The 12,118-nt window shown below is 36.4% G+C and carries 11 protein-coding genes; 9 read left to right on the plus strand and 2 right to left on the minus strand.

Translation table 11 applies throughout. The features are described 5' to 3' along the window. Positions 1–202 precede the first annotated feature (202 nt). The 5 genes from dltX to dltD are packed head-to-tail and all read left to right on the plus strand — an operon-like array spanning position 203 to position 4,476. Entirely contained in the window at positions 203–349 is a 147-nt protein-coding gene (dltX, locus tag B5V89_RS20585; RefSeq protein WP_084347628.1) for a teichoic acid D-Ala incorporation-associated protein DltX, read from the plus strand. A gap of 18 nt (positions 350–367) precedes the next feature. Next, on the plus strand, positions 368–1,888 hold the full coding sequence (dltA, locus tag B5V89_RS07095) for a D-alanine--poly(phosphoribitol) ligase subunit DltA (protein WP_107919827.1): 1,521 nt from the start codon (positions 368–370) through the stop codon (positions 1,886–1,888). Next, complete coding sequence (gene dltB / locus B5V89_RS07100; RefSeq protein ID WP_107919826.1) at positions 1,885–3,057, plus strand: D-alanyl-lipoteichoic acid biosynthesis protein DltB; 1,173 nt, start codon at positions 1,885–1,887, stop codon at positions 3,055–3,057. Before dltA ends, dltB begins: the two co-directional genes overlap by 4 nt. A gap of 13 nt (positions 3,058–3,070) precedes the next feature. Beyond that, positions 3,071–3,304 (plus strand): D-alanine--poly(phosphoribitol) ligase subunit 2, encoded by a 234-nt coding sequence (dltC, locus tag B5V89_RS07105; RefSeq protein WP_066231394.1) that lies wholly within the window; start codon positions 3,071–3,073, stop codon positions 3,302–3,304. Continuing rightward, positions 3,301–4,476: a D-alanyl-lipoteichoic acid biosynthesis protein DltD gene (dltD, locus tag B5V89_RS07110; protein WP_066231397.1), complete on the plus strand. Its 1,176-nt coding sequence runs from the start codon at positions 3,301–3,303 to the stop codon at positions 4,474–4,476. The genes dltC and dltD overlap by 4 nt, the downstream gene beginning before the upstream one ends. 67 nt (positions 4,477–4,543) lie before the next feature. On the opposite strand, the gene B5V89_RS07115 is transcribed toward dltD, so the two are convergent. Continuing rightward, complete coding sequence (locus B5V89_RS07115; protein ID WP_066231399.1) at positions 4,544–5,611, minus strand: undecaprenyldiphospho-muramoylpentapeptide beta-N-acetylglucosaminyltransferase; 1,068 nt, start codon at positions 5,609–5,611, stop codon at positions 4,544–4,546. A gap of 189 nt (positions 5,612–5,800) precedes the next feature. On the opposite strand from B5V89_RS07115, the gene B5V89_RS07120 reads away from it, so the two are divergent. After that, the gene (locus B5V89_RS07120; RefSeq protein ID WP_108071189.1) at positions 5,801–6,919 is read left to right on the plus strand and encodes a serine hydrolase domain-containing protein; all 1,119 of its coding nucleotides are present in this window, start codon (positions 5,801–5,803) and stop codon (positions 6,917–6,919) included. Positions 6,920–6,924: 5 nt separating this feature from the next. Here B5V89_RS07120 and B5V89_RS07125 read toward each other — a convergent pair whose 3' ends face one another. Then, entirely contained in the window at positions 6,925–8,457 is a 1,533-nt protein-coding gene (locus B5V89_RS07125) for an MDR family MFS transporter (protein WP_108071293.1), read from the minus strand. A gap of 329 nt (positions 8,458–8,786) precedes the next feature. On the opposite strand from B5V89_RS07125, the gene B5V89_RS07130 reads away from it, so the two are divergent. The 3 genes from B5V89_RS07130 to B5V89_RS07140 all read left to right on the plus strand — a co-directional run bounded on the left by B5V89_RS07130 (position 8,787) and on the right by B5V89_RS07140 (position 12,082). Then, positions 8,787–9,515, plus strand: coding sequence for a metallophosphoesterase family protein (locus tag B5V89_RS07130; RefSeq protein ID WP_108071191.1), 729 nt, complete (start codon positions 8,787–8,789; stop codon positions 9,513–9,515). Between the two features lie 83 nt (positions 9,516–9,598). Continuing rightward, on the plus strand, positions 9,599–10,558 hold the full coding sequence (locus tag B5V89_RS07135) for an ABC transporter ATP-binding protein (RefSeq protein WP_108071193.1): 960 nt from the start codon (positions 9,599–9,601) through the stop codon (positions 10,556–10,558). Positions 10,559–10,561: 3 nt separating this feature from the next. Next, complete coding sequence (locus tag B5V89_RS07140; RefSeq protein WP_107919823.1) at positions 10,562–12,082, plus strand: ABC transporter permease/substrate-binding protein; 1,521 nt, start codon at positions 10,562–10,564, stop codon at positions 12,080–12,082. Positions 12,083–12,118 lie beyond the last annotated feature (36 nt).

Below are 12,118 nucleotides of genomic sequence, written 5' to 3' on the forward strand. Positions count from 1 at the left end.
TTGCTTGTCGGGGCTGATCAAGCGCTTTTCGCTTTTCTTATTTATTTTTTCCGAATTTTATTGAAACTTTTTTGGTGTTTATTAAGTCTTATTAATGTTATATAATGAAAAATATCTACAAAAAATTTACAAAATTGTTTAAGGAATATGGTAAGATGATTTCTGTTGTAAAAAGAAGATAATAAGAAAGGTTGCTTTTTTTGTGGAGAAAATAAAAAATCTTTTTGAGAGATTTATAGATAATCTAAGTGTTCGTACACTTTATTATTTGTTTATTTTGATCGTTCTCGTGTTATTATATGGTTTCCACGATATGAGTGCAGGACCATTTATATATGCAGAGTTTTAATGAATGGATGGGGGATATATGAAATTACTGGAATCAATTCAACAAGTTTCAATCGATTACCCGGATCGATATGCTTTTACTAATCAAAGCAAGTCTGTGACTTATAGAGATTTATGGCGTCAATCAGGTAATTTAGCCGCCTATATTCAGGAGAAGTCAGAACAAGTCCAATCGCCAGTCATTGTTTTTGGACATATGGCCCCTGAAATGATTATTTCATTTATAGGCAGTGTAAAGGCAGGTCATCCTTATATTCCGGTTGATCAGTCGATACCGAATGAAAGAATTAAAAAGATTATTGAAAGCTCAAAAGCTGAATTCTTTATTGCAACAGAGGAATTTGATAAAGAATCACTTGCTGAGTATCCTATAAAATATGTTAATCAATCAGAGTTGAGTGATGTATTAATTAATGATCAAGCCGCATGTACAGAAGACTGCTGGGTTAAGGAAGAGGATAGCTTTTATATTATTTATACATCTGGTAGTACAGGTAATCCAAAAGGTGTTCAGATTACAGCAAATAATTTGCAGAGCTATGTTGATTGGATGTTGTCTGACTTTTCCATTGAAAATAGGGGAGTCTTTATGAATCAAGCACCTTTCTCATTTGATTTGTCGGTGATGGACCTTTATCCGTCACTTAGTACTGGCGGAACATTATTCGCGGTGACAAAAGAAATGATTGCGAATCCAAAAGTGCTTTTTACCGAATTTCAGCAATCTAATATTGAGGTTTGGACTTCAACACCGTCATTTGCGCAAATGTGCTTAATGGAATCAACCTTCACTCAAGAAATGCTTCCTAAGCTTGAAGTATTTCTATTCTGTGGGGAAGTGCTGACAGCTGAGACAGCACGCCAGTTAAAAGAACGTTTTCCGCGTGCAAAGGTTTATAATTTGTATGGACCTACTGAAGCGACAGTAGCCATTACAATGGTTGAAGTTACTAGCGAGTTATTAGAAAACCATAGTGTATTACCGATTGGAAAATGCAAAGGAGATTCTCAACTTTATGTAGTCGATGAAGAGGGAAATGAGCTTCCAGATGGTGAAAAAGGTGAGATGATTATTGCGGGTCCAAGTGTAAGTAAAGGATATCTTGGAGAAAAAGAGCTAACCGATCGCGTGTTTTTTATGAAAAATGGAATGCGTGCCTATCGAACAGGTGATGTAGGACTTAAGAAAAATGGATTGTATTACTATCAAGGTCGTATAGATTTTCAAGTAAAGGTACATGGATACCGTATGGAATTAGAAGAAATTGAGTGTAACCTAGTAAAATCGCAATTTATTAAAGCATGTGTTGTTACTCCGGTTTATCGAGAGGATAAAATCGATTTCTTAACAGCGTATGTTGTCCCAAGCGATCATTCTTTTGAAAAAGAGTACCAATTAACGAGTGCGATTAAAAAGGAGCTTGCACAACTGTTGCCAGCCTATATGATTCCAAGGAAATTTATTTATTGTCAGCAGTTGCCAATGACAGCTAATGGCAAGGTTGATCGCAAAAAATTAACCGCAGAGGTTTTAGCATGATTCCTTATGAATCTTTTCTCTTTTTCTTTATTGTGGCATTTCTTCTATTACCAACGATTATTTTAGGCTTAAACGGAAAAGTGTCCAAAGCTTATAATATGGTGGTTACAGTTCTTTTATTAGCCATCATTTTCTCAAATAATTCGTTGGGCGCGGTCTCGCTTGTATTGTTTACGATTTGGCAGGTCATTCTTGTTAAAGGATATGCTGCTTATCGAAAACGAAATAATCGTACACTTGTATTTTGTTTAGCTTTTATTGCATCCATTTTGCCGTTAGTTTTAGTGAAAGTTTTCCCTCTTTTAGGGCTAAATCATCTATTTGGATTTCTAGGTATTTCCTATTTGACCTTTAAAGCAGTTCAAATGGTGATTGAAATTAGGGATGGAATAATTAAGAATGATATTCCTTTACTTGATTTTTTGTATTTTTTATTATTTTTCCCAACCATCTCTTCCGGTCCAATTGACCGTTATCGGAGATTTGAAAAAGATCGCTTGACTGTTCCTACTAAGGAGCAATACCGTGAGTTGTTGTATTTAGGTATTAATAAAATTTTTAAAGGATTTTTGTACAAATTTATTATCGCGTATTTAATTCATCGCGATGTAATCACTCATTTGTATCCTGGGGCAGGACCATTTATTGAATTACACCCATATTTAGGGAACATTTTGTACATGTATTCGTATAGTATGTACTTGTTCTTTGATTTTGCCGGATATAGTGCCTTTGCTATAGGAGTAAGTTATTTGATGGGAATTAAGACACCTGAAAACTTTAATCTCCCGTTCATTAGTCGAAACATAAAAGACTTTTGGAATCGTTGGCACATGACGTTATCATTTTGGTTCAGGGATTATGTGTACATGCGCTTTGTTCTTTGGATGACGAAGAAGAAGTGGATTAAAAACCGTTATACTGTTTCTAATTTAGGGTATCTTTTATTATTCCTCATCATGGGGCTATGGCATGGGATTGCTCCTCAATATATAGTATACGGATTGTACCAGGCATTTTTAATGGTCAGCTTCGATTTTTTTGATCGTTGGAATCGGAAAACAAAATTCTGGCCAAAAAATAAAGTTACGCATGTCGTATCAGTAGTTATTACATTCCATTTTATATGTTTTGGATTTTATATTTTTTCAGGATATTTATTTCACTAAAGGAGAATGAACAATGGATAAACAAGAATTATTTAACATTTTAGCAGAGGTTTGCCAAGAAGATGTTGTGAAGGAAAATCCGGATATTGATCTTTTTGAAGAAGGACTATTAGACTCTTTCGGAACCATTAATTTATTAGTTGAAATTGAAGGTCGACTTGGGATTACTGTTCCAATAACAGAATTTACACGTGAGGAGTGGAATACTCCGAATAATATTGCTGCGAAATTGGCTGAGATGGAATGAAAAAATATGCATTTGTTCCGATCATTATTGCAGTAGTACTTTTTTTAGTGTTTATCTTTTTTCCAAATAATTGGCTTAAGTCATTTATTTCGGATAAAAAAGTACAACGTGCTGCCACGGAACTAAATCCATTAATGTTTCAAGGCGATTACGTACAAAAGAAAATTCTTAAAGAAAAAAATTCCTTTCCTATTTACGGTTCTTCGGAATTGGCCCGATTTGACCCTTTTCATCCGTCAAATTATTTTGCGGCAAATAAAAAGGGGTTTACCCCCTTTTTATATGGAAGAGGTGGGATGCAATCGCTCATTCATTTCATGAATTTTGCTTCCCAAGCGGATCAATTAAAAGGGAAAAAGCTGGTATTTATTATTTCACCGCAATGGTTTCATGAGGAAGGGATCGATGATGCCCATTTTTCCCCTAATTACTCGAGACTACAAGCGTATGATTTAGTTTTCAATCAAAATATTGATTCGAAACTGAAAAAACTGGCGATGGCTCGATTGTTGACATTTAATACGGTGAATCGTGACCAAATCTTATCGACATTATATAAAGCTGAACTAAGTAATACTAAATCTTTACGATTCAAAGCAGACTGTGCAAGACCTATTGCCTATTTGAATTGGCGACTTCTACAGAAAAAGGATTTGTATTATTCATTGTTTGGAGGCTATCAAAGGAAAAGACATCAAAATCCTAAACTTGTAAAAAATAAGTCATGGGATGAATTGGTGATCTCAGCTGAAAAATACGGCCGCAAACGAGCGAAAAGCAATCCATTTAATATATCAGATAGTTATTATAAAAAGAAGATTGCACCAAAAATAAATGAGCTTAAAAACTACAAAAAGGGCACATCATTTGCTGAATCCAAAGAATATAAAGATTTTCAAATGGTGTTAGATCTTTTAAAAGAAAAAGGTGCAAAGCCGCTTTTTGTAACACTTCCAGTAAACGGGAAATGGTATGACTATACTGGTTTCCCGAAGGAAGGAAGGACTGCCTTTTACAAAAAGATTAAAAAGCAAGTAGAAGCAGCAGGTTTTCCAATTGCTGACTACTCCGGACATGAATATGACCCATATTTCCTCAAAGACACCATCCACATCGCGTGGAAAGGCTGGGTATACATGGACAAAGCAATGGAAAACCACTGGAAACAATAACCAAAAAGGTGTCAGGCACCTCTTGTGGACAAATGTCCACAGACGGTGCCTGACACCTTATTTTGAATTAAAGATATTTATTTATTTCGTCGACTAGTACTTGTAGCGCGTTGCCTTGTTCTGATGTGGACATGGCGGTTTGGTATTTTTCTTTTTTGCTCATGACGAAATCTAAGCTGCTTACTAATGAATCATTTGTTAAATTTTCTTCCTCTAATGTCAATGAATAGCCTTTGTCTTCGAATGCTTTTGCATTTAAAATTTGATCGCCTCGGCTTTGTTGTTTCGTTAACGGGATGATGATCATCGGGATTTTCAATGCTAAAAATTCAAATATCGCATTCGAGCCGCCCCTCGTAATGACAATATCGGTTGCTGCTAAGATATCTGGTAATTCATCATTGATATATTCAAATTGCTTATACCCGGGAATATTCAAAAGCTTATTATCGATATTTCCCTTCCCGCATAAATGAACAATTTGATATTTTCCGATGAGTTGATTTAAAGATGATCTTACCGCCTCATTCACTTTTTTCGAACCTAAGCTACCACCCATAATCGTTAAAATGGGCTGATACGTATTGAAATCGAGAAAGTCTCTACCTTTTTCCCAAGAGCCATTTAAGATTTCCTTTCGAATAGGAGATCCAATGACCATTGTTTTTTGTTCCGGAAAGTATTTTTTCGTTTCTGCAAACGAGGTAAAAATCTTCGTTGCAAAACGTTGCGAAATTTTATTAGCCAAACCAGGCGTCATATCACTTTCATGAATGAAGATCGGAATTTTTAATGACTTTGCCGCGATAATGACGGGTACAGATACGAATCCGCCTTTTGAAAAAATAAGATTTGGCTTTAGCTTTTTTAAAATTCTCCTTGCTTGCAGACAACCTTTAAGAACTCTAAAAATATCTTTTACATTTTCGAAATCAATATATCTTCTTAGCTTACCGCTAGAAATCCCGTAATAAGGTATGTTAATTTGAGTGATTAAATCTTTCTCAATTCCTTTTTTTGATCCTATATAATGAATATCCCATTTAGAACGGTCCATTTCCTTAATGATGGCAATATTAGGTGTCACGTGACCTGCTGTTCCCCCACCTGTAAATACAATTTTCTTTTTAAACATAATTCCTCCTACAATACGTTAAAGATAATGACTTTATAAATTATATCTTATTTATCTCGTTTCATGATACTAATCCAGCTTTTTTTCTGAAAGGAATGCAAATATATCTCTTTTATCCAGAAGAATTTACCGTATTACCTCCTAGAAATTGGTTAAAATAACGGTACAACTCATCATTAGGAGATAAAAATGCAAACATCATGTAGAAAACACGATAAAAGAAAGATGAAAAAACGAAATTTATCTATTTTCATTATGGTTCTGCTTATAATTGGATTATTATATCATACGAATAGTTTTATGGATCATGGGATTCATCATTCTAAAGGGGAAATTCTTAATATACCTGTTGCATCTCCACAAACCCCGACTAGCCATCACATTGATCTCTATTTAAAAAACAATCATTTCAGTGGGACAGCTTTGATTGTGAAAGATGGAAAAATAGTTTTACACAAAGGTTACGGGTTAAGCAATCGTGCTAAAAAAAGTAATAATGGACCAAATACACAGTATTATATTGCTTCACTGACAAAAGCCTTTGTTTCTACAGCAATTATTCAGTTAGAAGAGCAGGGAAAGTTAACGAGCGAGGATCGTTTATCAAAATACTTTCCGGAATTCCCACATGCGAACGAGATAAAAATTAAACATTTGCTTTCGCAAACATCTGGTATTCCGCGCCGAAATGAGAATGGAGAGGAACTGACGAAGCACGAATTAATGAAAGATATTTCCCGCCATGCCAAAACCCTTCATTCGAAGCCCGGTGAAACGTGGGAATATACGGATTCGAACTATTCTATTCTAGGGGTTATTATTGAAAAGGTGTCGAGGATGTCACTTCATGAGTACATCACGAAGTTCATTTTTAACCCTTCAGGCATGGAACAATCCGGATTTGGTGACGCCGACAAAAATGATTCATACATATCCGCCGGCTATCAAAGGAGGTTCAATTTTATCTATTCCCCATCTAAGACGCACTTCTCTCAACTATTAGGCAGTGGGGATAGTTATTCGACCGCCTATGATCTGTACAAATTTGATCAAGCTTTGACAACGGGAAAACTAGTTTCACCATACAGTCTGAAAAAATTATTTATGCCTTATAAAAATAGTTATGGATATGGTTGGTATATTCATCAAAGAAATTACACTATACATGGACATATACCTGGATGGTCTGCCATTAACAGCATTTCAAAAGATGGGAAGGATTTTATCATCCTTCTGTCCAATTTACAAAGTTTATCAGAACTGAAAAAAATGTATGTAGAAATAGAAAAGGGTGTAAGTGCCATTTAAGACACTTACACATCTTCTTCTGACTTAGAAGTAAGAACTTCTTTTTTCAAAAACCAGCATAATACAAATGCAATGATAGCAATAATGAATGAATACATATAAATATGTTGGAACGATTCCACAAAAAGTGTTTTTATTTTTGTGAACAGTTCAGGGGAGAGACCTTTCGGAATACCTCCAGCAACTAAACCATTCATATTTTCATCCATACTTTTAGGTAGTTTTGCTCCTAACTCTCCTACTTTTGATGTAAGGGTTGACGATAGCATTGTCCCAAATATACTCACACCGATTGTCGCCCCAATTGATTGAAATAATGGTACTGTCGCCAAGGCGATTCCTTTATGCTCTTTTTCAACTGACTCTTGAACGATTAAATTATCTCCACCAAACATGACCCCTAAGCCAAGCCCTGTAATGACAAAGAAAATAATAATTTGGATAATCGTCGTGTGAATCGACATATGTGAAAATAAATAGAAGCCAATGATTGGCATAATAAAGGCAATCCCGAATAATTCACGATAACGTACTTTAGTAATTAAATATCCTGAAACCATTGCTGAGAGGATTGCTCCTACCATCATCGGAAGCGTTAAATATCCAGCTTCTGTCGGTGTGAGTCCTAACACATTTTGTGCGAAATACGGGAAGGAAGAGAACGATCCCATAAGCCCAATTCCCACTGTAAAAACAATGATAGACAACACTAAAATATTTCGATTTTTAAATAAGTGGAGCGGCACAATTGGTTCCTTGACTTTCGATTCCACCCAAATGAAAACGCCAAGCAGCATTACACCTAGACAAAGCAAACTAATAATAAATGGTGAACTCCATGTATACCCTTCATTTTCTATTAGTACAGGAGTGATCAATAATGAGATAATTGCAGATACTAACAAAGTTGCACCTGCCCAATCAATAATGACTTTTTTCTTTTCATTTCCTTCCTTTAATCCACATGCTAAAAGAACTGCAGCAAGTACTCCGACTGGAATATTCACAAAGAAAATCCAATGCCAGCTTACTTGGTCGACGAAAAATCCACCCATTAAAGGTCCTAATAACATCGGAATGAACATTATAGGTCCCATAAATCCTTGAACCTTCGCCCGTTGTTCGACTGGAAAAAGGTCACTTGAGATGGTCATCGCAAGTGGCATCAATCCGCCAGCCCCTAATCCTTGAATTCCGCGTCCAATCAATAGCATGGTCATCGATTGGGAAAGCCCGCAAACAATCGATCCTCCGATAAAAAAGGCCATAGAAGCTAAATAAATCTTCTTTCTCCCGACTAAATCTGCCAGCTTTCCTAAAATCGGCATAAATGCTGATAATGCCAGCATATACACCCCGGCAACCCACCCATACATCGACAATCCACCAAGATCACGAATAATCGTAGGCATCGCCGTATTCACTACGGTCTCATCTAATTCGGAAAAAATTAACCCGATAACTAATCCAACCATAACAAGAATTTTATTGCTTTTATTCGTTAAAAGTTGGTTTTCATTCTTTAAAATGTTTTCCATCATATCTTTCCTTTCCTTGTTGAGTATTTGCAGTATATAAAATCTTTATGAACTGAATATGAACTTTTAAACAATGAACCGTTCCTTTCCGCTCCAGGAACCTGCTTTTTCGCGGGGAGGAAGTCAAGCCTCCTCGGCTTGCGCCTGTGGGGTCTCGACCTTTCCTTTCCTCTATATCCCGCAGGAGTCAGGTTCCTTCCGCTCCAATCCACTCTGTGCTTTATTATGGATGAAAGCAACACTTCTTAAAAAAAGCGGTTTACAAAGAACAAGATAATAGAAAATAAATGTGAAAAGTTGTACTATTTAGAGAAGAAAAGGGGTATGGTATGAATAAAAATAGAATGCTTGTTATTAGTGACATCCATGGTTGCTTTCGTGAGTTTAAAGAATTATTATCGCTAGTAAAATACGATTCTAGTGTAGATCAATTGATACTTTTAGGCGATTACATGGATCGTGGGAAAAATAGCAAAGAAGTCATTTATTTCGTGAAGGAATTAGTAGAGAAGCATAGGGCTGTAGCAATAAAGGGTAATCATGATCAAATGTTTTGTAATTGGTTAGCGGATCCAATTGGTGAGAAGGAAAGATATTTTCGAAATGGAGCTTTAGCAACCATTCAATCTTTCTTGGGGGAGAGCTGCAGTGATCAGGAAGAGGACTCAACCTATCAGGAATGGGCGCGGCAAATCGGAGAAACGCATAAAGAAGTTGTTTCCTTCATCGAGAATCTCCCGTATTTTTATGAAACAGATGATTTCATTTTTGTTCATGCGGGAATCAATCCGGAACATGATGATTGGAAAAAAACGAGTAATCACGAATTCATATGGATACGAGATCCGTTTCTTCAAGTAAATCATTCATTTTCCCGGACAATTATTCATGGTCATACACCAGCAATTTACTTGCATGAAAAGGCAGATGTATATTACGGTAATAAGAAAATAGGAATTGATGGGGCCTGTGCATATGGACATCAATTAAATTGTTTAGAAATAAAAGACGGTATGTTTGAGCAGTATTTTGTTAAGGCAAACGTAGCATCCTGCTAGCATGAATTAAAAAAGCTGTTTACAGAATAAGTAAACAGCTTTTTCTTACAATTGAACTTAATAGCATTATAAAGGAGATAAAAATGATTCGATTTGAACACGTATCAAAGGAGTACCCTGATGGAACGAAAGCTGTCGACGATTTGCATTTCACGATCAATAAGGGTGAGTTTTTTGTCCTAATTGGTCCAAGTGGTTGTGGAAAAACGACGACATTGAAAATGATTAATCGTTTAATTGAGTTGTCACAAGGAAATATTTATATCCAAGAGAAAAATGTAAGTGAGTATGACATCCATTCCTTACGCTGGAATATTGGCTATGTTCTCCAACAAATTGCCCTCTTTCCACATATGACGATTGCAGAAAATATCGCAACAGTGCCGGAGCTGAAAAAATGGAAAAAATCCGATATTAACAAACGGATTGATGAATTATTAACGATGGTCGGCTTAGATCCGGAGAAATTCCGGGAACGTAAACCGGACGAGCTTTCAGGCGGGCAACAACAACGGGTCGGTGTCATTCGAGCACTTGCAGCCGATCCGGATATTATTTTAATGGATGAACCTTTCAGTGCATTGGATCCGATCAGCCGGCAACAACTGCAAGATGATTTATTAACGATGAAAAAACAAATACATAAAACAATCATTTTCGTTACCCATGACATCCATGAAGCATTAAAACTTGGAGATAGAATATGCCTCATGAAAGACGGCACGGTTGTTCAAATTGATACACCTGAACAAATCATCAATCATCCGGCAAATGAATTTGTTCAACATTTTTTAAAAACGGAAAATGATACATCTGAATGGGAAGATGAGCTCGTTGAAAGGTTGCTTCAGTGGATCATTCCTAACCCAACTCCGTCTTATTCGTTGAAAACCATTTCGACACAGGAAAAACTTTCGGCACTTTTATCCATTTTAGCGCGTGATGGTGAAATCGCTGTTGAACACGATAATAAAATAATCGGCACCGTCACAAGCCATACTGTTATCCAATATTTAGCCAGCCTAGAAGAAGGGAGGGCATAATGAATGGAGCAGTTTATACAAGTATTTGAGCAGCGAAAAGGACAACTATTCCAGGCCTTTTTGGAACATCTGCAAATTTCGTTTATTGCACTCCTGATTGCGATCTTGATTGGAATACCCGTAGGGATTTACATTACGAAGCATAGAAAAATTGCGGAAGCGGTCATGGGAATTGCGGCGATCTTTCAAACGATCCCTTCCTTGGCATTATTAGGCTTATTAATACCGTTAGTTGGTATTGGGACAATACCAGCAATTATTGCCCTTGTCGTATATGCGTTATTACCGATATTGCGAAATACGTATACAGGAATTAAAGAAGTAGATGCCTCATTAATTGAGGCAGCACATGCGATGGGAATGAATAACAGAAAACGATTAATAAAGGTAGAGCTACCCCTAGCATTTCCTGTTATAATGGCGGGGATTCGTACGGCTACGGTTCTGATCGTCGGAACTGCTACACTTGCAGCATTGATTGGCGCAGGTGGATTAGGAGATATTATCCTTCTAGGTATTGACCGTAATGACCATTATCTCATTATTTTAGGTGCTATTCCTGCTGCGTTACTCGCGATTATTTTTGATGTCGTCTTACGTATGATTGAACACTATCCATTCAAGCGAACGTTGCAAATAGGCAGCATTGCTATAGTAGCTGTGCTTCTCATTATCATTATCCCGCAATTAGGAGGAAATAAAGGGGAGAAGCTTGTCATTGCCGGAAAACTAGGAGCGGAGCCTGAGATACTAATCAATATGTATAAACTGTTGATTGAGAAAGATACCGATCTAACCGTGGAATTAAAACCAGGATTGGGAAAAACATCGATGGTTTTTAACGCATTAAAATCAGGTAATATCGATATTTATCCTGAATTTACGGGAACAGCCATTTCTACATTCTTAAAAGAAGAGGCTGTAAGTACGGATGCCGCAGCTGTCTATAAGCAAGCTGAAAAAGGGATGCTTGCAAAATATAAAATGATCATGTTAAAGCCAATGAAGTATAGTAATACGTATGCACTTGCAGTTCCAAATGACTACGCAAAAAACAATAACTTACAAACAATCTCAGACTTAAAAAAGGTCCAAGACCGTGTAAAAGTAGGTTTCACCCTGGAATTCTCCGATCGGGAAGATGGATACAAAGGAATCATTAAGAAATACGGAATAGAATTTCCTCATATGCAAACGATGGAGCCTAAATTACGCTATAACGCGCTAAAGCAAGGGGATATTCAATTATTGGATGCTTATTCGACAGATAGCGAATTAAAACAATATAATATGAAAATTTTACAGGACGATCAACATCTTTTTCCACCTTATCAAGGAGCCCCATTATTAAGGAAGGAAACATTGAAAAAATATCCGGAGTTGAAAGAGATTTTAAATAAGCTAGCAGGGAAGATTACCGAGGATGAGATGCAGGAAATGAATTATTTAGTAAATGTCGATGGACAGTCAGCAAAAATAGTTGCGAAGCAATATTTACAAAAGCATGGAATTTTGAATAAATAAAGAAAAAAGATGGCGAAACGTTTCGTCATCTTTTTT

This window comes from Heyndrickxia sporothermodurans (assembly GCF_003055045.1).
GTDB classification, from domain to species: Bacteria; Bacillota; Bacilli; order Bacillales; family Bacillaceae_C; genus Heyndrickxia; species Heyndrickxia sporothermodurans.

Excerpts from the sequence above, each read along its gene's own strand:
- dltA (WP_107919827.1), top strand. The coding sequence starts at position 368 with ATGAAATTACTGGAATCAATTCAACAAGTTTCAATCGATTACCCGGAT.
- dltB (WP_107919826.1), top strand. The coding sequence starts at position 1,885 with ATGATTCCTTATGAATCTTTTCTCTTTTTCTTTATTGTGGCATTTCTT.
- dltC (WP_066231394.1), top strand. The coding sequence starts at position 3,071 with ATGGATAAACAAGAATTATTTAACATTTTAGCAGAGGTTTGCCAAGAA.
- dltD (WP_066231397.1), top strand. The coding sequence starts at position 3,301 with ATGAAAAAATATGCATTTGTTCCGATCATTATTGCAGTAGTACTTTTT.
- B5V89_RS07115 (WP_066231399.1), bottom strand. The coding sequence starts at position 5,611 with ATGTTTAAAAAGAAAATTGTATTTACAGGTGGGGGAACAGCAGGTCAC.
- B5V89_RS07120 (WP_108071189.1), top strand. The coding sequence starts at position 5,801 with ATGCAAACATCATGTAGAAAACACGATAAAAGAAAGATGAAAAAACGA.
- B5V89_RS07125 (WP_108071293.1), bottom strand. The coding sequence starts at position 8,457 with ATGGAAAACATTTTAAAGAATGAAAACCAACTTTTAACGAATAAAAGC.
- B5V89_RS07130 (WP_108071191.1), top strand. The coding sequence starts at position 8,787 with ATGAATAAAAATAGAATGCTTGTTATTAGTGACATCCATGGTTGCTTT.
- B5V89_RS07135 (WP_108071193.1), top strand. The coding sequence starts at position 9,599 with ATGATTCGATTTGAACACGTATCAAAGGAGTACCCTGATGGAACGAAA.
- B5V89_RS07140 (WP_107919823.1), top strand. The coding sequence starts at position 10,562 with ATGGAGCAGTTTATACAAGTATTTGAGCAGCGAAAAGGACAACTATTC.